This is a genomic window from Streptomyces sp. NBC_01257, from assembly GCF_035917255.1.
In the GTDB taxonomy this organism is placed as follows: Bacteria; Actinomycetota; Actinomycetes; order Streptomycetales; family Streptomycetaceae; genus Streptomyces.
In genome coordinates this window covers 8,847,222-8,865,788 of sequence record NZ_CP108472.1, presented here as the reverse complement: position 1 = coordinate 8,865,788, position 18,567 = coordinate 8,847,222, and the positions used below count along the sequence as shown (strand labels likewise).

18 protein-coding genes are annotated in these 18,567 nt (G+C 70.1%); 7 read left to right on the top strand and 11 right to left on the bottom strand.

The features are described 5' to 3' along the window. The 3 genes from OG408_RS38555 (at window position 1) to OG408_RS38545 (ending at window position 2,651) form a co-directional block, all read left to right on the top strand. Window positions 1-669, top strand: coding sequence for a helix-turn-helix transcriptional regulator (locus OG408_RS38555; RefSeq protein ID WP_285565489.1), 669 nt, complete (start codon window positions 1-3; stop codon window positions 667-669). Window positions 670-718: 49 nt separating this feature from the next. Next, window positions 719-1,189 (top strand): DUF3291 domain-containing protein, encoded by a 471-nt coding sequence (locus tag OG408_RS38550; protein ID WP_326674155.1) that lies wholly within the window; start codon window positions 719-721, stop codon window positions 1,187-1,189. Window positions 1,190-1,268: 79 nt separating this feature from the next. Next, the gene (locus OG408_RS38545) at window positions 1,269-2,651 is read left to right on the top strand and encodes a VWA domain-containing protein (protein ID WP_326674153.1); all 1,383 of its coding nucleotides are present in this window, start codon (window positions 1,269-1,271) and stop codon (window positions 2,649-2,651) included. A 132-nt stretch (window positions 2,652-2,783) separates the two neighbouring features. Here OG408_RS38545 and OG408_RS38540 read toward each other — a convergent pair whose 3' ends face one another. From OG408_RS38540 to chvE, 4 genes are all read right to left on the bottom strand, one after another. Continuing rightward, the gene (locus tag OG408_RS38540) at window positions 2,784-4,016 is read right to left on the bottom strand and encodes a right-handed parallel beta-helix repeat-containing protein (protein ID WP_326674151.1); all 1,233 of its coding nucleotides are present in this window, start codon (window positions 4,014-4,016) and stop codon (window positions 2,784-2,786) included. Between the two features lie 402 nt (window positions 4,017-4,418). Then, window positions 4,419-5,654 carry a multiple monosaccharide ABC transporter permease gene (gene mmsB, locus OG408_RS38535; protein WP_285565493.1) on the bottom strand — a complete coding sequence of 412 codons (1,236 nt, stop codon included), beginning with the start codon at window positions 5,652-5,654 and terminating at the stop codon, window positions 4,419-4,421. 5 nt (window positions 5,655-5,659) lie between these two features. Then, a complete protein-coding gene (gene mmsA / locus OG408_RS38530) occupies window positions 5,660-7,231 on the bottom strand; it encodes a multiple monosaccharide ABC transporter ATP-binding protein (protein WP_326674149.1) in 1,572 nt (523 codons plus the stop codon). Then, window positions 7,228-8,361 carry a multiple monosaccharide ABC transporter substrate-binding protein gene (chvE, locus tag OG408_RS38525; RefSeq protein ID WP_326674148.1) on the bottom strand — a complete coding sequence of 378 codons (1,134 nt, stop codon included), beginning with the start codon at window positions 8,359-8,361 and terminating at the stop codon, window positions 7,228-7,230. The genes mmsA and chvE overlap by 4 nt, the downstream gene beginning before the upstream one ends. Before the next feature lie 405 nt (window positions 8,362-8,766). Here chvE and OG408_RS38520 point away from each other — a divergent pair, with 405 nt between their 5' ends. After that, complete coding sequence (locus OG408_RS38520; RefSeq protein ID WP_326674146.1) at window positions 8,767-10,050, top strand: nucleotidyl transferase AbiEii/AbiGii toxin family protein; 1,284 nt, start codon at window positions 8,767-8,769, stop codon at window positions 10,048-10,050. A 42-nt stretch (window positions 10,051-10,092) separates the two neighbouring features. On the opposite strand, the gene OG408_RS38515 is transcribed toward OG408_RS38520, so the two are convergent. The 4 genes from OG408_RS38515 to OG408_RS38500 all read right to left on the bottom strand — a co-directional run bounded on the left by OG408_RS38515 (window position 10,093) and on the right by OG408_RS38500 (window position 12,691). Next, window positions 10,093-10,362, bottom strand: a complete 270-nt coding sequence (locus OG408_RS38515; RefSeq protein WP_285565497.1) for a hypothetical protein — start codon at window positions 10,360-10,362, stop codon at window positions 10,093-10,095. A 107-nt stretch (window positions 10,363-10,469) separates the two neighbouring features. Continuing rightward, a complete protein-coding gene (locus OG408_RS38510; RefSeq protein WP_326674145.1) occupies window positions 10,470-10,919 on the bottom strand; it encodes a MarR family winged helix-turn-helix transcriptional regulator in 450 nt (149 codons plus the stop codon). A gap of 62 nt (window positions 10,920-10,981) precedes the next feature. Continuing rightward, window positions 10,982-12,007, bottom strand: coding sequence for an alcohol dehydrogenase AdhP (gene adhP, locus OG408_RS38505; RefSeq protein ID WP_326674144.1), 1,026 nt, complete (start codon window positions 12,005-12,007; stop codon window positions 10,982-10,984). A gap of 132 nt (window positions 12,008-12,139) precedes the next feature. Further along, window positions 12,140-12,691 carry a glycoside hydrolase family 25 protein gene (locus OG408_RS38500; RefSeq protein WP_285565500.1) on the bottom strand — a complete coding sequence of 184 codons (552 nt, stop codon included), beginning with the start codon at window positions 12,689-12,691 and terminating at the stop codon, window positions 12,140-12,142. Here OG408_RS38500 and OG408_RS38495 point away from each other — a divergent pair. Next, on the top strand, window positions 12,690-13,541 hold the full coding sequence (locus tag OG408_RS38495; protein ID WP_285565501.1) for an NADPH-dependent F420 reductase: 852 nt from the start codon (window positions 12,690-12,692) through the stop codon (window positions 13,539-13,541). The two genes, OG408_RS38500 and OG408_RS38495, sit on opposite strands and share 2 nt — an antisense overlap. Window positions 13,542-13,606: 65 nt before the next feature. On the opposite strand, the gene OG408_RS38490 is transcribed toward OG408_RS38495, so the two are convergent. Continuing rightward, window positions 13,607-14,488 (bottom strand): oxidoreductase, encoded by an 882-nt coding sequence (locus OG408_RS38490; RefSeq protein WP_285565502.1) that lies wholly within the window; start codon window positions 14,486-14,488, stop codon window positions 13,607-13,609. 115 nt (window positions 14,489-14,603) lie between these two features. On the opposite strand from OG408_RS38490, the gene OG408_RS38485 reads away from it, so the two are divergent. After that, window positions 14,604-15,503: a LysR family transcriptional regulator gene (locus tag OG408_RS38485; RefSeq protein ID WP_326674142.1), complete on the top strand. Its 900-nt coding sequence runs from the start codon at window positions 14,604-14,606 to the stop codon at window positions 15,501-15,503. 35 nt (window positions 15,504-15,538) lie between these two features. Here the strand turns inward: OG408_RS38485 and OG408_RS38480 are convergent, their stop codons facing one another. Continuing rightward, complete coding sequence (locus OG408_RS38480; protein ID WP_326674141.1) at window positions 15,539-16,132, bottom strand: TetR/AcrR family transcriptional regulator; 594 nt, start codon at window positions 16,130-16,132, stop codon at window positions 15,539-15,541. Window positions 16,133-16,221: 89 nt separating this feature from the next. On the opposite strand from OG408_RS38480, the gene OG408_RS38475 reads away from it, so the two are divergent. Then, window positions 16,222-17,166 carry an alpha/beta fold hydrolase gene (locus OG408_RS38475; protein WP_326674139.1) on the top strand — a complete coding sequence of 315 codons (945 nt, stop codon included), beginning with the start codon at window positions 16,222-16,224 and terminating at the stop codon, window positions 17,164-17,166. Window positions 17,167-17,175: 9 nt separating this feature from the next. Here the strand turns inward: OG408_RS38475 and OG408_RS38470 are convergent, their stop codons facing one another. After that, window positions 17,176-18,525: a radical SAM protein gene (locus OG408_RS38470; protein ID WP_326674137.1), complete on the bottom strand. Its 1,350-nt coding sequence runs from the start codon at window positions 18,523-18,525 to the stop codon at window positions 17,176-17,178. Window positions 18,526-18,567 lie beyond the last annotated feature (42 nt).

The following is an 18,567-nucleotide window of genomic DNA, read 5'->3' as shown; positions in this document are numbered from 1 at the left end:
GTGAGCAGCGAAGATTCCGCACTTGAGGCGTTGGCCGTACTGGGCGATCCGGTGCGGCGCGGGCTGTACCGGCACGTCACCGGAGCGCCGGGCGAGGTGGGACGGGATGCCGCGGCCGAGGCCGCCGGGGTCTCCCGCTCGCTGGCCGCGTTCCATCTGGACAAGCTGGTCGAGGCCGGGCTGCTGGAGGTGAGCTTCCGACGGCTGTCGGGGCGCAGCGGTCCCGGCTCGGGGCGGCCCTCGAAGCTGTACCGGCGGGCCGAGGGCGAGCGGACGGTGTCGCTGCCGCCCCGCGCCTACGACACGGCGAGCCACCTGCTGGCCGAGGTGGTGGAACAGGCCGGTCTCGACGGGGAGTTGCAGGCGGCGGCGCGGGCGTCCGGAGAGGCGGAGGGGGCCGGCCCGGACGGTGGGGCCGACCCGGTCGAGGCGTTGCGGTCGCGCGGCTACGAGCCGTTCCGGGACGGCGACACCTGGCGGCTGAACAACTGCCCGTTCCACGCGCTGGCCGACCAGTACCCCGCCCTGGCCTGCGGGATGAACCTGGCCAGGATCGAGGGCATCCTCGCCGGACGGCCGGACGGACAGGACTGGATCGCCGCCATGGACCCGCTCCCGCACGGGTGTTGCGTGTCCCTCAGGAGCACGCAGGAGCACCCGGGAGTCTAAAAACTGAATTCATTGACTTTAGAAGGTTCATCCGGGCATGCTGAGCCCCGTGAACGACTTTCATCTCGCTCAGGTCAATATCGGGCGCATCCTCGCCCCGCTCGGCAGCCCCCAACTGGCCGACTTCGTCGCACAGCTCCCGGAGATCAACGCCGCGGCCGATCACGCTCCCGGCTTCGTCTGGCGCATGGTCGACGACGACGGGGCCGACTCGACGGATCTGCGTCCCGACAACGACGACGACATGCTCCTGATCAACTGCTCGGTCTGGGAGTCGGTCGAGGCGCTGCGGGACTACACCTACCGCAGCGAGCACCTCAAGGTGCTGGCACGCCGCCGGGAGTGGTTCGAGCGGCTCGCCGAATTCCATCTCGCGATGTGGTGGGTGCCCGCCGGGCACCGCCCGGGCATCGAGGAGGCGATGGACCGCGTCGCCCTCATCCGGAGGGAAGGTGAAGGCCCCGGAGCCTTCACCTTCCGGAGCCCGCACCCGGCGCCGGTCGGCTCGCCGGCCGGGTGACCGGCGCGTTCGCGGGTCAGCCGTCGCCCCGTGATCCGGGACCTGGGCTTTCCCGGCCACCGCCAGGCAGACTGTCCCCGTGACGACACTGAGCAAGGGTGCCAACATGCCGGTGACGGTCCCGGCCGTCAGAGCAGTCCTGGGCTGGTCGGCCGGGCCCGGCGTGCCCGATGTGGACGCCTCGGCGCTGCTGCTGAACGGCAGCGGGCGGGTCCGTTCCGACGGCGACTTCGTCTTCTACAACCAGCCTCGGCACGCCTCCGGCGCCGTGCGCCACCTCGGCAAGCAGCCGGGCTCGGACTCGCTGGACATCGATCTCGCCGCACTGGGGGAAGACGTCGAACGGGTCGCCCTCTGTACTTCGTCCGACGGTGGCGCCTTCGGGCAGGTGCCAGGGCTGCATCTGCGTCTGCTCGATGCCGCCTCCGGTGCCGAGCTGGCCCGCTTCGACATGGCGGCCGGCGCGGAGACCGCCTATGTGAGCGGTGAGCTCTACCGCCGCGCCGGCGGATGGAAGTTCCGTGCCGTCGGCCAGGGGTACGCCAGCGGACTCGCGGGACTGGCGAAGGACTTCGGCATCAGCGTCGACGAGGCACCACCTGCGACGGCTCCCGCCCCGGTCCCTTCCCCCGCGCCCGTGTCCGCGCCGCCGCACTCCGCTCCCGCGGTGGCCGGCCGGGACGAGCCGGCCGTACGGCTCACCAAGGGTGAGGAGAATCTGCCGGTCGACATGCGCAAGCGGCTGTCGCTCCGCAAGCAGCAGATCGCGGTCAGCCTCACCAAGCACGGCCTGCCGAAGCTCACGGCCCGCGTCATTCTCGTGCTCGACGCGTCCGGCTCGATGAGCGCGCTCTACTCGCGCGGCACGATGGCGGGTGTCACCGAGCGCATGGCGGCCGTGGCGGCACAGCTCGACGACGACGGCGAGATGCAGGCCTGGACCTTCGCCAGCAACCCCGCCCGGCTGCCCGACCTCGTCATCGGCGAACTCCCCGAGTGGCTGTCGCTGCACGTGCGCGTGGGACAGATCAGCCTCTTCGGCCGGAAGAAGCCCCCGAAGGGACTCCGGCCCGGTCAGGTGGACATGCGGGCCGTCGGCATCCAGAACGAGGAGCAGAAGGTCATCGCCGAGGTGCGCGCCTTCGTGCGCGACCACCCGGTGCCCGATCCGACGCTGGTCCTGTTCTTCTCGGACGGCGGTGTGATCCGCAACGCCGAGATCGAACGGGAGTTGCGGGCGGCGGTGGAGGAGCCGGTGTTCTGGCAGTTCATCGGGCTCGGACGGTCGCAGTACGGCGTACTCGAGTACTTCGACACGCTGCCGGGTCGCCGCGTCGACAACGTCGGCTTCTTCGCAGCCGACGACATCGAGAAGGTCCCCGACCCGGAACTGTACGACCGGCTGCTGTCCGAGTTCCCGTCCTGGCTGAGGGCCGCCCGGCAGCTCGGCATCCTGCGCTGAGTATCCGCCGGCTCCCGCCCGCAGGCCCCGCACGACGCCCCGCGGCCGGCGGACGTGCGGGATGCGGGTCCCCCACGTCCACCGGCCCGGGGCGTCCGGCCCCGTGACGGGCACCGGCGGGTGGCGGAACGGCTACGGCGTCACCTCGGTGCCGCCGAACGTCACGACGAGGTGGCCGTCCGAGGCGAACGACCAGTCCATGGCGCCGTCGTACGCGGAGCACCGGGACCCGTTCGAGCCGGTCCAGAACTGGTTCGAGCCGTCGGCGTCACCGATCGTCTTGTCGTTCGAGCCGCTGCCGCTGCGGCACGAGGTGTTGTTCCGGAAGACGGACGTCCCCTTGTCGAAGGAGAAGTTGCGCTCCTCGTTGTCGATGGAGACGTTGTCCGACACCGTCATGGAGCCGGGGTTGCTGTTGTAGGTGAATCCGTGGTGGCCGTTGTCGTAGGCGATGTTGCGGCGCACGATGTGGTCGACCTCGATGTCGTCGCCGCCGAGCTTGAAGCCGTTGCGGTCGCCGTCGGCGTTGACGGTCCCGTCCGAGAGGGTTCCGTTGCCGTACGACAGGGAGTCCTCGATGGTCACCGGGCCGATGGGCCCCGTGTCGGTCTTGGTGTAGAGGTCCCAGCCGTCGTCGATGTTGTTGTGGGACACGGTGTAGCGGAAGACGTTGCCCGGGCCGGAGGTGAGCTTGGAGGCGAAGCCGTCGGCGTCCTCGCCGTCGGAGTCGGCGTTGTCGTGCGACTCCGAGCTCAGGATGAGGTTGTCGGCGGGCCACTCGTCGTCGGGGGTGGTGGACGCGATCCGTGAGATCTGGAGCCCCGAGTCGTGGTTGAAGCGCGTCACGACCCGCTCGATGATGTTGTTGCTGCCCCCGACGAAGATGCCGTTGTCGCCGGCGTGCTCGACGGTGATGCCGTTGACGTGCCAGTAGGCCCCGTTCACGGCGAGCCCGCGATGGGCCGGGTCCTCGCTCATCTCCGCGAAGTTCAGCACGGGGCTCTCGCCCGGGTAGGCGGCCAGGGTCGTCCGGGCGCTCGACGTGCCGTCGTTGCCCGGCGGGATGGTGACGGTCTCCGCGTAGTGGTACGTCCCGCCGCGCAGATAGATCGTGCCGCCGGACTCGACACGGCTGATCGCGGAGGAGAGCGTCGTCGGGTCCGACTCCGTGCCGGCCGCGTCGTCGGTTCCGTCGGGTGCCACGTAAAGGGCGGCGGCGTCCACCGCTGCGACCGCGGAGGCCGCTGCGGGCGCTGCCGCCGAGCGCTGGAGGACGGGGGCGGCCTGGGCGGTGGCGGTGCCCGAGAGGACGGCGAGCGAGCCGGCCAGCAGGCCTGCGCATGCGATGACGGGTTTGATCTGCATCGTTCGACTCCAGGTGGGGTTGGTTCGTTCGACGAGTTCGTTCGGCAAGGTCGTTCGACGTGCTCGCAGCGGTCCGCGCGCCTCCGGAGCGGGTGCCGCACAGCCGACTGCGCTGCGAGGAAGGCGAGTTGAACGCGGACACGCACGAGGGCCGTGAGCCGGCAGAAGGGTTCCGACCCCTTCTGCCGGGACGCCGGTCGTGGCAACGTGTCCGTTCGAGTCCATGAACGAGTCAGCTGGCGGGGTGTTCCAACTGGCCCGTGCAAGCGCTTTCCCATGACCCTAGGACTCGGCCATGTTCACGTCAATGTGTATGTATGTGAAAATCATTCAGACCCATGAACTTCGAACACCACCATGCCCCCACCACGCCTGCCGGATTCGGAGCAGGCGGACGGCGGGCTACGAGCCGACCTTGCGCTTGTTGTAGACGTCGAAGCCCACCGCGGCCAGCAGCACGAAGCCCTTGATGACCTGCTGGTAGTCGGTGCCGATGCCCACGAGCGACATGCCGTTGTTGAGTACGCCGAGGACGAGGCCGCCGATGACGGCGCCGAAGACCGTGCCCACGCCGCCGCTCATCGAAGCGCCGCCGATGAACGCGGCGGCGATGGCCTCCAGTTCGAAGTTGGTGCCGGCCTGGGGCACACCGGCCCCGAGGCGGGCGGCGTAGACGGCACCGGCGAGCGCGGCGAGCACTCCCATGTTCACGAACACGAAGAAGGTGACGCGCTGGTCCTTCACGCCGGACAGTTTCGCCGCGGCGCGGTTCCCGCCGAGTGCGTAGACATGGCGGCCGATGATCGCGTTGCGCATGACGTAGCCGAAGCCGATCAGCAGCACGGCGAGCAGGAGGAGCACGACGGGGACGCCGCGATAACTGGCCAGGGTCATGGTGAACGCGAGTACGGCGGCCGCCATGGCCGCGCACTTGAGGAGGAAGAGGTTGCGCGGCAGGACGTCGAGTTCGTAGCGCTTCTGGCGGCGCCGGTCGCGGACCTCCTGGAGCAGGGCGAAGGCCAGCAGGACGAGCCCCAGGAGCAGGGTCAGGTTGTGGTAGTTGGTCTGCGGACCGGCCTCCGGGAGATAGCCGGTGGAGATCTTCTGGAAGCCCTCGGGGATCGGGCCTAGTGAGCGGCTGCCGAGGAGGATCTGCGTACCCCCGCGGAACAGCAGCATTCCGGCCAGCGTCACGATGAACGAGGGGATGCCGACGTACGCGATCCAGAACCCCTGCCAGGCGCCCGCGACCGCGCCGAGGAGGAGGCCCAGCGTGAGGGCGAGCACCCAGGGCACATCGTGCTCGACCATCATCACGGCGCAGGCGGCGGAGACGAACGCGGCGAGCGAGCCCACCGACAGGTCGATGTGCCCGGCGATGATGACGATCATCATCCCGATGGCCAGGACCAGGATGTAGCTGTTCTGGAGGACGAGGTTGGTGACGTTGTTCGGCTTGAGCAGGACCCCGTCGGTCCATATCTCGAAGAGGACGACGATCAGCCCGAGGGCGATAAGCATCCCGTACTGGCGCATGTTGCGACGGGCCGCGTCCAGGAGGAGGGCGCCGGTCGCCGGGGGCGCGGCGTGGGCTTCCTTGCCGGTGCGCGGCGGCGTGTCGGTGGGGGCCTGGGTCATTCCTGCTACCTCTTGTCGCTGGTCATATGGCGCATGAGGACCTCCTGGGTGGCCTGTGCGCGCGGGACTTCGCCGGTGAGCCGGCCGGCCGCCATGGTGTAGATGCGGTCGCACATGCCGAGGAGCTCCGGCAGTTCGGAGGAGATGAGGACGACGGCCCTGCCCTCGGCGGCCAGCCGGTCGATGACGGAGTAGATCTCGTACTTCGCTCCGACATCGATCCCGCGGGTCGGCTCGTCGAGGATGAGGACGTCGGGACCGGCGAAGATCCACTTGCCGAGGACGACCTTCTGCTGGTTGCCGCCGGAGAGCCGGCCGACCTGACCGAAGACCGTGGGGGCCTTGATGTTCATGGTGGTGCGGTACGACTCGGCGACGCGGGTCTCCTCGTGCTCGTCGACGATCCCGTGCCGCGCGACCTTGCCCAGGGCACCGAGAGTGATGTTGCGGCCGATGGTGTCGATGAGGTTGAGGCCGTACTGCTTGCGGTCCTCGGTGACGTAGGCGATCTTGTGGCGGACGGCTTCGGAGACCGTGCGGGTCCTGATCTCCTTGCCGTCCTTGAGGACCGTGCCGCTGATGTTGCGCCCGTAGCTCCGGCCGAAGACGCTCATGGCGAGTTCGGTGCGGCCCGCGCCCATCAGTCCGGCGATGCCGACGATCTCGCCGCGGTGCGCCCGGACCGAGACCCGGTCGACGACCTTGCGGTGCTGGTCGATCGGGTGGTGCACGGTCCAGTCGCGGATCTCCAGGGCCGGGTGGGCTCCCGGGTCTCCCGCGTACGCGGTGCGTTCGGGAAAGCGGTGGTCGAGGTCGCGGCCGACCATGCCGCGGATGATGCGGTCCTCGGTGGTCGATCCGGCACGGACGTCGAGCGTCTCGACGGTCCGGCCGTCGCGCAGGACGGTGACGGAGTCGGCGACGGCGGTGATCTCGCCGAGCTTGTGCGAGATGATGATCGACGAGATGCCCTCGCCCTTCAGCTCCTTGATGAGGGCGAGGAGCTGGGCACTGTCCTCGTCGTTGAGGGCGGCGGTGGGCTCGTCCAGGATCAGCAGTTCGACCTTCTTGGACAGCGCCTTGGCGATCTCGACGAGCTGCTGCTTGCCGACGCCGATGTCCGCGACCCTGGTCTGCGGGTGCTCGCGCAGACCGACCCTGGCCAGGAGGGCGGCCGCGTGGCGCAGGGTCTCGTTCCAGCTGATGAAGCCGCGGGTGGCGTGCTCGTTGCCGAGGAAGATGTTCTCGGCGATGGAGAGGTACGGCACCAGGGCGAGTTCCTGATGGATGATCACGATGCCGCGGGCCTCGCTGGCCCGGATGTCCTTGAACGCGCAGTCCTCTCCCCTGAACCGGATCTCGCCCTCGTAGCTGCCGTGCGGATGTACGCCACTGAGGACCTTCATCAGCGTCGACTTGCCGGCCCCGTTCTCCCCGCAGATGGCGTGCACCTCGCCCTGGGCGACGGTCAGGGAGACGTCGGAGAGGGCCTTCACACCGGGGAACGTCTTCACGATGGACCGCATCTCCAGGACCGGCCCGGCGTCGGCCACCGGGTCCGCCGTCGGTGTGGTCATCGGAGGTCGCTCTCCTTGATGTAGCCGGAATCGACCAGCTCGGCACGGTAGTTGGACTTGTCGACGCTGACCGGCTGGAGCAGGAACGACGGCACGACCTTCTTCTCGTTGTCGTACGTCGTGGAGTCGTTGACCTCGGGCTTCTTGTCGTTCAGTACGGCGTCGGCCATCTGGACGGCCTGCTTGGCCAGGGCGCGGGTGTCCTTGTAGACGGTCTGCGTCTGCTGTCCCGCGATGATCGACTTCACCGAGGCGACCTCGGCGTCCTGGCCGGTGACGAGCGGGTACGGCTTGGAGCCGGTGCCGTAGCCGTCCGACTTCAGGGCCGAGATGATGCCGATCGAGATCCCGTCGTACGGTGAGAGCACCGCGTCGACCCGGCCCGAGGAGTAGGCGCTGGTGAGGAGGTCGTCCATGCGCTTCTGGGCGGTCCCGCCGTCCCAGCGCAGCGTGGTGATCTGGTCCAGTTTCGTCTGCTTGCTGCGGACGACGAGCTGCTTCTTGTCGATGTACGGCTTGAGGGCCTTCCAGGCGCCCTGGAAGAAATAGCGGGTGTTGTTGTCGTCCGGCGATCCGGCGAACAGCTCGATGTTGAACGGCCCCTTCCCGGCGCCGGACTTCAGGCCGAGCTTGTCGAGGAGGTAGCCGGCCTGGAGCTCACCGACCTTCTCGTTGTCGAACGAGGCGTAGTAGTCGACGTCCGGGCTGCCGAGGATGAGCCGGTCGTACGAGATGACCCTGATGCCCTGCTCCCCCGCCTGGTGCAGTACGTCGCTGAGGGCGCGGCCGTCGATGGCGGCGATCACCAGGACGTCCACGCCCTTGGTGATCATGTTCTCGATCTGGGAGACCTGCTGGTCGACGTCGTCCTCGCCGTACTGCAGATCGGTCTTGTAGCCGAGCTTCTTGAACTCGGCGGCCATGTTCCTGCCGTCGGCGATCCAGCGTTCCGACGACTTGGTCGGCATGGCGATTCCGATGGTCGAGCCCTTGCCGCCGGACTTCTTGTCCTTGCTGCCCCCTTCACCGCTCTGCCCGCAGGCGGCGAGGGTCAGGGAGAGGGCGAGTGCGGTGAGGGCCGTTGCGGTCCGGGCGACGCGCGGGGCGGACACGGTACGTGAGGTGCGCATGGTCGATCCTCCGGGTGCGAGGGAGGCGGCCGGGCCGGCCGCGCGCCCTCTCATCAATGGTTCGGTATTCCGGACACGGTTCGGCGTGCACGACGGACGGACGCAGCCGAGGATCCGGCACCCCGGACATCCCTCGTGCACGGCAGGGCAGTCGAGCCGAGCTTGTTCGATATTTCGTCAGGCGTTCGAAATGTTGGCGTGACGGTAGTGAGGGGGCGGGGAGGCTGTCAATGGTTCGCGCAGCTGCTCTCCGGACAACTCCGCCCGCAACCAGGGGTTTTCGGCCGGACCGGCGTGCGCGGCGGCACCGGCACCACGGCAACTATGCTCGCCCCCGACGCACGCGGACGCGTGAAGTCACCGCCGCTCGCGGGCTCGCGCCCGCTCCCCGCCCAGGAGCCCACCATGACCTCCTCCGCCGACGACCCCACGTGGAAGCGTCTGTGGCACCGGTCGTCGCATGTCCCGCACAGCCCCCTGAGCGAGCGCACCCGGCGGGCCGAGGACCTCCCGCGCACCCTGGTCCCGGCGCCGCCCGGGCTGCGGCAGCCGGTCGTCTTCGACCCCGCCCTCAAGCAGTTCCCGAACGCCTATCGGGCGGGCGAGCCCCGGTTCGACGATCCGGCGGCCGCCCACGCCTGGCGCCGCGCCCGACGAACGGCCCTGGACACCGTCCTCGCGGCGGTCGCCACCGGACCGTGGGCGGATCATCTGGTCCTGCGCGGGAGCGTGTTGATGGCCACCTGGTTCGGGGACGCGGCGCGCGATCCGGGGGATCTGGACTTCGTGGCCGTCCCCCGGGAATGGGAGGTGGACTCCCCGCGTACGGCGGCCCTGTTCGAGACCGTCGCGCGGGACGCGGAGGCCGCCGCCCGCGGGCCCGTCCGGATCGACGCGTCGGGCCGCGTGACCGAGGAGATCTGGACGTACGACCGGGTGCCGGGCCGGCGCATGCTGCTGCCGTGGACGGCGCCGGGCACACCCGGCGGGACGGTGCAGCTGGACGTGGTCTTCAACGAGCAGCTCCCCGAACCTCCGCTGTCCACCGAGCTGCACCCCATCGGCGAGGGTCCCGGCTGCCGGATCATGGCCGCCTCCCCCGGCCTGTCCCTGGCCTGGAAGCTGCTCTGGCTGGTCAGCGACGCGTATCCGCAGGGCAAGGACCTGTACGACGCGGTCCTGCTCGCCGAGCACACGGCACCGCGCTACGACGTCGTGCGCGCCGCGTTCACCCTCGCGGGAGCCGACGGGCTGCGCCCCGCCGGTCGTTGGTGGATCGACGCGCTGGGCGTGGAAGGCGGATGGGAGCACTTCACGGCCGAGTACCCCTGGGCCGACGACAGCCCGGCCGGGCTCACGGAGCGGCTCGGCCGGGCGCTGGAGCCCCTGCTCGCGGCGGCGGAACCGCCCGGTGAGCGGCCTTACGACCGCTGGGCGCGCTGGCTGGAGCCCCTGGTCGCGGCCACGCGTACGAAGGCGGCCACCGATCCCGCATCCGCCCTGGGGCACTTCTCCGGGCACGGCTACGAGGGGCTCGCCGCCGCCGTCGTGGTGGTACGGGAGATGGCGGGGCGGGGGCGCCTGGACCTGGAGGGGGCGCTCGCCGCGGTGCTGGCCCAGGAGGGCGACTGGCGGTACTGGCGGGAGCATCCGGGGTCGTGCGCCGAAGCACTGGAACTGTTGCGCTGATCCTGCGGGCCTCCCGCGCCGGCGCGTCCACCGTGCCGGTGGTCAGCCGGCCTGGCCGATCGCGGTGCGGAGCATGGCCACGGTGGTCGCCGCCGCGGCGCGTTCGGCCTCGTCGCCCGTGGCGCGCACCCGTTCCTCCAGCAGGACGACGGCGGCCTGGAGCACACCGACCCGTACCGGAACGCTCTGCATGGCCGTCAGCACGGCGGCCGCCTGTTCGGCAGGTGTCGCGGTCGCGGCCTGCGGAATGAGAGTGGAGATACCGCGCCCGAGTGCACGGTCACGAGGCGGCTGAGCCGCGGCTGTGGTCACCGAAGAAGTCTGCCGCACCCGGTACGCGGAATCGGTCAGCGACCTGGCCGCCACGGCCCGTCCGGCAGATCGGCCGCGACTGCGGCCATGACCGGAGCCGGGTGACGTCAGTCCCCGGCGTTTTCCCGGACATGGTCGTGCACACGCTTCAGCAGACTGGTCAGACGGCTGCGTTCACGCGCGGTGAGGGGTGCCAGGATCTCGTCCTGCACGTCCAGCGCGTCGGCCCGGAGGCTCTCGAACAGCGTGCGGCCCGCCTCGCTGACGGTGACCGTGACGCGTCGCCGGTCAGCGGTGTCGCGGGCCCGGTCCACGAGTCCGGCCGCCCGGAGATCGTCCACGAGGTTCACGATGTCGCCGCGGTCGATCGAGAGCCGGTCCGCCAGCTCCCGCTGCGCATGCGGGCCGAAGTCCACGAGCGCCGACAGCACCGCCATGTGCCGCAGCCGCAGGCCGCGTCCGGCCAGCCGCTCCGCGAGGCGGCTCCGCGCGGCCTTGCCGGTCCTGGACATCAGGTACGTCGTGAGTCCCAGGAGGCTGGGCGGGGTCTCGTTCATCACGCATATCGTAGGTGCATACCCGCGGCGGGTATGCACCTACGAAGGTGTGCGGGTGGCGCTCACGCCTTCGGACGGCCCAGGTCGAAGACGAGCCGCCCCGACACCTCGCCCTTGAGCACTTCGTCGATCGAGGCGTTGATGTCGGCCAGGTCCCTGGTCTCACGCACCACACGGGTACGGCCGAGGAGGTGGAGGCGGAACACCTCGGCAAGGTCCTGCCGGGTGCCGACGATGGAACCGACGATCTTCGTGCCGTTCAGGACCGTGTCGAAGACCGGGATCTCCAGCTTCCCCCCGGCCGGAAGAGCCACCAGGACGAGCGTCCCGCCGCGCCGCAGGGACCCGTAGGCCGCGGCGAAGGACTCGTTGCTCACGGCGAGGGAGATGGCCGCGTCGGCGCCGCCGAGCCGGCGCGTCTCCTCGGCCACGTCCTGGACCCGGGCGTCGATGACGTGATCGGCACCCAACTCCCGGGCGAGCGCCAGCTTCTCGTCGGTCACGTCGACGGCGATGGTCTCCGCGCCGAAGATCCGGGCGTACTGCAGGGCGAGGTGCCCCAGCCCGCCGATGCCGGAGACGAGCGCACGGGTGCCCGGCCGGGCACCGGAGAGCTTCACGGCCTTGTACGTGGTGACGCCCGCGCAGGTCAGGGGCGCCGCATCCAGCGGGTCGATGCCCTCGGGCACGGGCACCACGTACGTCCCATGGGCGAGGGCGTACTCGGCGTGGCTTCCGTCGACCGAGTAGCCGCTGTTCTGCTGGGCCAGGCAGAGCGTTTCCCAGCCGGAGACGCAGTGGTCGCAGTGTCCGCACGCCTCGCCGAGCCACGGGATGGCCACCCGGTCCCCCACTGCGAGATGGCTGACCTGGTCACCGGCCGCCTCGACGATCCCGATGCCCTCGTGCCCCGGGACGAAGGGCGGACTCGGCGTGACCGGCCAGTCCCCGTGGGCGGCGTGGATGTCGGTGTGGCAGAGCCCCGACGCCTCCATGCGGACCAGCACCTGGTGTCCGGCCGGGGTGGGCACCGGCCTGTCCTCGACGACCAGCGGCTCGGTGAAGCTGCGGACAACGGCGGCTCTCATGGGTGCTCCTCCGCTTCGATGCGCGCCTCCGGCCGGTCCGGTTCACACGGACCGGGGCGCGCAAGCCTCGGAACAGGGTATTTCGGATGGCCGATTCTCGCCCTTTCTCGGCTGCCCGGCCGATCGCGGTCGCTACCCCTTCGCCCAGGTGCGCATGGCCGCCCGCGAGGAAAAGGCCGCGACATCCTTGTCGAGCGGCTGGTCGGTGTACTGGTGAATGCGCCACGACGCCTTGATGCGCGGTTTTCCCGCGGTGACGTAGTCGGCGATCCAGAGGCCGTCCCCGGCGTACGACGTCGTGTCGTGGTTCAGCCAGAAGTAGCGGTTGCAGTAGAGCAGGACCTTGTGGTCCGGTCGCAGCCGTTTGACCTCGCGGATGAAGCGGTCCTTCTCCGCATTGCTCGCGTGCGTGCCCTCGCCGTTCTGCTCCCAGTCGACGGCCAGCAGGTCACCCGCCTTTTCCGGCGCCTTGCTGAGGAAGTATTCCGCCTGCGCCGTGATATTCCCGGGCCACAGGAAGTGGTAGAAGCCGACCACGCATTCCGCGTCCCGGGCGAGCTTCGTCTGTGTGGTCAGCCGCGGATTGACATAGGAGCGGCCTTCCGTGGCCTTGATGAGGACGAAATCAAGACCGTCCGTGTCGAAGGAGGACTGATACGCGCTGACGTCGACACCGTGCAGCATGGGCACCGCCTTACGGGGGTTCGGGGGATTCCGTTTCCTGTCCCTGTTACGTGCCCGCAGCCGGCGGGTCCCATCCTTCCGCGGGGCGGGAAACCTTTTGCCCGCGCACGGAATAGGTGCCGGAAGCCAGGAGTTGGTGAACCGGCGAGACCACTTCACGTACCGCTCGCACCATCGGAAGGTCGGACCCATGAAGATCGGCATCATCGGGGCAGGGAACATCGGCGGCAACCTCACCCGGCGCCTCACCGCGCTCGGCCACGAGGTGTCCGTCGCCAACTCGCGCGGCCCCCAGACCCTCACCGCCCTGGTGGAGGAGACCGGTGCCACCGCGGTCACCGCCGCCGAGGCGGCGAAGGGCGCCCAGGTCGTGGTCGTCACCGTGCCGCTCAAGGCCGTGCCGGCGCTGCCCGCCGGATTCCTCGACGGCGCTGCGGAGGGCTTCGCCGTCATCGACACCGGGAACTACTACCCGCGCGAGCGCGACGGCCGTATCGCCGCGATCGAGGACGGTCAGCCGGAGAGCCTGTGGACGCAGGAGCAGATCGGCCACCCCGTCATCAAGGCCTTCAACGGGACGTACGCGCAGGACATCCTCTCCAACGGCACGCCCAAGGGCACCGCGGAGCGCCAGGCACTGCCGGTGGCCGGGGACGACGCGGCCGCCAAGCAGACGGTGCGCGACCTGATCGACGAGCTCGGCTTCGACACGGTGGACGCCGGCGGGCTCGACGAGTCGTGGCGCCAGCAGCCGGGCACCCCGGTCTACGGCCATCGCGGCGACGTCGCGGCGATCGAGAAGGCCCTCGCCTCGGCGTCCGCCGAGCGGACCCCCGAGTGGCGCGCCTGAGACCCGGTACGGCTGTGTGCGGCAGGGGCGCGCCCCTGCCGCACGGCCTCGTCCGCGCGAGGGCCTCAGGCGTCGAAGCCGGTGCTGCGGCTGAGCTTCTCCCAGGTCAGCAATTCGGAGCGGGCGGAGTCGAGACTCGCCAGGACCGCGTCCGTGGCGTCGTTGCCGAGGGGCAGCCGCAGCGGGGTGTCCTGGGCGTCCAGCGCGGTGAGGATGGCCGCGGCCGCCTTGTCCGGATCGCCCTCCTGCTTGCCGTCGGAGCCGGGGAGGTTGCTGCGGACGGGGCCCACGGTCTCCTCGTAGGCGGGCAGGGCGGCGGACTGCCGCAGCGCGCCGCCCCCGGCGAAGCCCGTACGGAACGAACCGGGCTCGACGATGAGGACCTTGATCCCGTGCGGCGCGACCTCCGCGGCCAGCGCCTCCGACAGGCCCTCCAGCGCGAACTTCGTCGCCGAGTAGGCGCCGACGCCGGGGAAGGTGAAGCGGCCGCCCATGCTGCTCATCTGGACGAAGGCTCCGGAGCCGTTGCGGCGCATGTGCGGCAGAACGGCGCGCACCAGGGCGGCGGGGCCGAAGAAGTGGAGGTCCATGAGGTCGCGCAGTTCGCGGTCGCTGGTCTCCTCGACGGCGCCCACGAGCCCCATCCCCGCGTTGTTGACCACCACATCGATGCGGCCGTGCCAGAGCACGGTGTCCGCCACGACGTCAGCGATGCGCGACGTGTCGGTGACGTCCAGCTGGACGGCGAAGGCGCGGTCGGGGTGCGCGGCCACCAGGTCGTCGAGGGCCTCCGGCCTGCGGGCCGTGGCGACGACGGTGTCGCCGGCGGCGAGCGCGGCGGTGGCGATGGCGCGTCCGAATCCGGACGAGGCGCCGGTGATCAGCCAGACGCGGCCCTGTGCGTCCTGTGCGGCGTCGCGGGCGGCTGCTCCCTGTGCGGCGTTCATGTCCGACTCCCTCTGTCCGTAGCGGTGTTGCGGTGATTCATTTGTGTCATCCGCGGTCCCGTGCGGTCCAAGACAAAAGTCTTCTGGATCGATAAACGGCCCTTATGATCGCTGGATGGAGCTGCGTCAGCTGCACTACCTCACCGTGATCGCCGAAGAGGAGAACCTGGGGCGGGCCGCCCGTCGGCTGTTCGTCAGCCAGCCGGCCCTCTCGTACGCACTCAAGAGCCTGGAGTCCGAACTGGGAGTGCGGCTCTTCGACCGTCACGCCGGCGGCGTCTCGGCGACGGCCGCGGGAGGCGACGTGATCGCCGAGGCGCTGCTCACGGTGCGCCAGTCCGAGCGGGTGACGGCGGCGGCCGAGCGGCACACGCGGGGCGAGACGGGCGTTCTGCGGGTGGGCTTCGAGGCGAGCGGCGCCGGTGAACTGACCACACGGGCACGGGCGGAGTTCTCCCGGCGCCACCCGGGGGTGCGGGTGGCGCCCAAGCGGTACGACTGGGGGCAGGAGGCCGACGCGCTGCGCGACGGCCTGGCCGATGTCGCCTTCGTCTGGCTGCCCAACGATCTGACCGGCCTGCACAGCGAGCTGGTGCACACCGAACCGCGCGTGGTGGGGCTGCCGTCCGGGCATGCCCTGGCGTCCCGTACCGGTGTCTCGGTGCTGGAGGTCGGGGACGATCCGCTGATGTGGACGGAGCGGGCACCACGGGAGTGGGTCGACTGGTGGGCCGTCAACCCCCGGCCCGACGGCTCCAGTCCGAAGTGGGGGCCGACCAATGACAACGTGGAGGAGATGCTGGAGCAGGTCGCGGAGGGATCCGCCGTCTGCTTCGCCCCCCTCAGCATGGCCCGGTACTACGCACGGCCCGATCTGTCCTGGGTGCCGCTGACGGACGTGGAACCCCTTCGGGTGGTGCTCGCCTGGGCGGACGGCATGGACAGCTCACTGGTACGGGGCTTCGCCCGCGTGGTGCGGGAACTGGCCGGCACCCCCGCTCCGGTCGACGGGTGACGTGGCGTGGCGTGGGGACGGTGTGCCGGACTGGCTCAGCGACTCCGGTCGTCCAAGGCCTGCGAAAGCGCGCTCACGCTGATGTCGATGACCGTGCGCAGCTCCTCCCGGCTCGCCCCGGTCCTGCTCAGCACGGCCAGTGACTGGTTGACCGCCGCGAGGTGAACCGCGAAGTCGTCGGCCCGGCCCCCGGCCAGCCGCGTGGTGTTCAGGGCGGTCCGCAGCCGTGCACGCTGAAGGCCCAGGGCCTCGACCGCGCGTGCGGCGATGGCGGGGCTGAGCACCGGTGCCGCCATCGCCGTCTGGGCCATCAGGCACCCGTCGGGCACGTCGGGATCGGCGATGCGCCGCAGGGTGACCTCGAAGAACGCCCGTACCGCCTGGAGCGGTTCCTCGGACGCCCGTGACAGCGCCTGGTCGTAGCTGCTTCCGTACCGCACCGCGTAGCGCTCCAGGCAGCGCAGGAAGAGGGCGTCCTTGTCCCCGAACGAGGAGTAGATGGAGCTGCGGTTCAGCCCGGTCGCCCTGGAGAGGTCGTCGACGGACGTGTCGGCGTATCCGGCGCGCCAGAACTGGACCATCGCCGCGTCGAGCGCGACCTCCACGTCGAACTGCTTCTTCCCGGCCATCACCCGTGCACCTCGCTCCTGGACCGGCCGCCCCGGTCCTGCTCATCATATCTTGAACTGATCAGTTCAAGATGAGCTAGGATCACGCCATGACCGACGACGCCACAGCCCCGGACCGCTCCTGCGACCAGAACCCGTTCCCCGGGTTGGCGCTGCACGACCTCGCGGGCTTCACTCACCGCTGGGTCGACGCGGAAGGAATCCGGCTGCACGCCGTGGAGGGCGGCGCGCCGGCCGGTCCCGTCGTCGTCCTGCTCGCCGGATTCCCGCAGACCTGGTGGGCCTGGCGGAAGGTGATGCCGGGCCTTGCCGGGCGTTTCCGTGTGATCGCGGTCGACCTGCCGGGGCAGGGCCACTCCGACCGCCCGCAAGGGGGCTACGACACACACACCGTCGCTTCGCGTGTCCAGGCCGCGCTGACCGCGCTCGACGTGCCGAAGTACTGGCTCGTCGCCCACGACATCGGGGCCTGGGTCGCCTTCTCCCTGGCCCTCGGGCACGAGGAGCGCCTGCACGGCGTCGCCCTGCTCGACGCCGGCATCCCCGGCATCACCCTCCCGGACTCCGTCCCCACGGACCCCGACCGGGCCTGGAAGACCTGGCACTTCGCGTTCCACCTGGTGCCCGAACTGCCCGAGACCCTGCTGACCGGCCGCGAACGCGACTACGTCGACTGGTTCCTGAGGGCCAAGTCCCTCTCCCCGAAAGCTTTCGACGACGCCGAGGTCCGCCACTACGCCGCCGCCCTCGCGGCCGAGGGCGGACTCCGGGCATCTCTCGCCTACTACCGCGACGCCTCGGAATCGGCGCGCGGGAATCACGAGGCGCTCGGGCGTGGGAACGTGACCGTCCCGGTCCTGGGCATCTCCAGCTCCCATGGCTCGGTCCCCGACATGGCCGGCTCCCTCGCCCCCTGGGCGGAGAACGTCACCGGCGTCGTCATCCCGCGGGCCGGACACTTCATCCCCGACGAACAGCCCGACGCGACCGTGGCCGCGCTGACCGCGTTCATCGGCGACGAGCGCGTCGGGTAGTCCACCGACCTAGGCCGGATCCTCCTCGCGGGCCGGGAGGCTGTCCATGAAGGAGCTGACGGAGAACACCGCGCGCCCGGGGCCGGGCGGCCCGTAGCCGGGGGGCGAGCTGAGACCGTACTCCTCCATCGTCGAGCGGTAGGCGTCCAGCAGCCGGATGTGGTACTCCAGCGGCGCACCGTCCGGGTTGGTCCGGCCGAGCGGTGTCGTCGGTTCGGGGCACCAGGTCGTGAACCGCGGGGTGATGCCGTGGGACATGAAGAACCGCAGGCCCTCGGTGGTGGAGTCGATCGCCTCCTTCACCGTGGTGAAGCCGAACGGCTCGGCCATCTCCACGCCGGCGACGAAGTTGGGGATGACATTGCGGGCGCCGAAGACGTCGGCGGAGTCCAGGATGCGGCGGTGCCACTCGTCCCGGCCCACGTAACGCTCCTTGCCCGGGCAGTACAGCTCGAAGAGCCTGCGGTCCCACACCTCGTAGTTGGGGTGGTAGATCTGCACGCCGTAGTCGTGGAAGCGCTGTACGTCGGCCTTGGGCAGTGCCTGGGCGACGACCTTGCCGATCCAGCGGCCGGGGAAGCGCTCCTCAATGGCCTTGGCGTACTGACCGTAGAAGTCCGCCTCGTCGCGTCCGCCGATGTGGGAGGTGATGGCGCCGCCGGTGAGGGTGTAGGCGGTGGACGTCTTCGCCGTGTCATAGCGGTCGATGATGGCCAGCGCCTCCAGGACCTCCTCGACGGGCTTCACTCCCGTGTACGGGCGCCCCGCGGCCTTGTGCTGGCGCCAGTTGTGGTTGATGTCGCAGTACTGGCACTCCTCCTTGGCGCCGAAGTACTGGCAGACGCGGAAGACCGTCAGGTAGACGAGGTAGCCCCACTGGATGGTGGGCGCGACCTCCATCACGGACTTGCCGTTCTCCAGGGTGTGCCGGTAGTAGTCCGGCATGGGCGGCAGTCCGACGTCGGAGATCCGCCGGCCGTCGAGGTACAGCCCGAGCACGCCGTCGGCATCCGCCGCGACGCGGTAGGGAGACGACGGGTTGACCCGCACGGAGACGACGGTGCGCCGCAGTTCGTACGGGCCGCCGGTGAGCACGATCTCCTCGGGCGGGCGGCGCAGTGCGGCCGCGCCCAGCTCGGGGAGGGTGCCGTGGTCGAAGGAGAAGATGAAGTACGACTTCGGCTTGACGTCACCGTCCTCGTTGTCGCTGAGCGCGGACTCGTCGAAGGCCAGGCCGCCGCGCAGCAGGTCCTCCTTGATGACGGCCTCCCGCGGCACGTGCGGGAACTGCTCCATGAGCCGCTCGATCAGGCGGGTGCGGCTGGTGTCGGTACTGCCGGGCTCGGTTCGGATGGGCATGTGCGGGCTCCTCGGTCCGGTCGGCGCGGGTGTTCGCGGTTT

Excerpts from the sequence above, each read along its gene's own strand:
- OG408_RS38540 (WP_326674151.1), bottom strand. The coding sequence starts at position 4,016 with ATGCAGATCAAACCCGTCATCGCATGCGCAGGCCTGCTGGCCGGCTCG.
- mmsB (WP_285565493.1), bottom strand. The coding sequence starts at position 5,654 with ATGACCCAGGCCCCCACCGACACGCCGCCGCGCACCGGCAAGGAAGCC.
- mmsA (WP_326674149.1), bottom strand. The coding sequence starts at position 7,231 with ATGACCACACCGACGGCGGACCCGGTGGCCGACGCCGGGCCGGTCCTG.
- chvE (WP_326674148.1), bottom strand. The coding sequence starts at position 8,361 with ATGCGCACCTCACGTACCGTGTCCGCCCCGCGCGTCGCCCGGACCGCA.
- OG408_RS38520 (WP_326674146.1), top strand. The coding sequence starts at position 8,767 with ATGACCTCCTCCGCCGACGACCCCACGTGGAAGCGTCTGTGGCACCGG.
- OG408_RS38510 (WP_326674145.1), bottom strand. The coding sequence starts at position 10,919 with ATGAACGAGACCCCGCCCAGCCTCCTGGGACTCACGACGTACCTGATG.
- adhP (WP_326674144.1), bottom strand. The coding sequence starts at position 12,007 with ATGAGAGCCGCCGTTGTCCGCAGCTTCACCGAGCCGCTGGTCGTCGAG.
- OG408_RS38495 (WP_285565501.1), top strand. The coding sequence starts at position 12,690 with ATGGGCACCGCCTTACGGGGGTTCGGGGGATTCCGTTTCCTGTCCCTG.
- OG408_RS38500 (WP_285565500.1), bottom strand. The coding sequence starts at position 12,691 with ATGCTGCACGGTGTCGACGTCAGCGCGTATCAGTCCTCCTTCGACACG.
- OG408_RS38490 (WP_285565502.1), bottom strand. The coding sequence starts at position 14,488 with ATGAACGCCGCACAGGGAGCAGCCGCCCGCGACGCCGCACAGGACGCA.
- OG408_RS38485 (WP_326674142.1), top strand. The coding sequence starts at position 14,604 with ATGGAGCTGCGTCAGCTGCACTACCTCACCGTGATCGCCGAAGAGGAG.
- OG408_RS38480 (WP_326674141.1), bottom strand. The coding sequence starts at position 16,132 with ATGGCCGGGAAGAAGCAGTTCGACGTGGAGGTCGCGCTCGACGCGGCG.
- OG408_RS38475 (WP_326674139.1), top strand. The coding sequence starts at position 16,222 with ATGACCGACGACGCCACAGCCCCGGACCGCTCCTGCGACCAGAACCCG.
- OG408_RS38470 (WP_326674137.1), bottom strand. The coding sequence starts at position 18,525 with ATGCCCATCCGAACCGAGCCCGGCAGTACCGACACCAGCCGCACCCGC.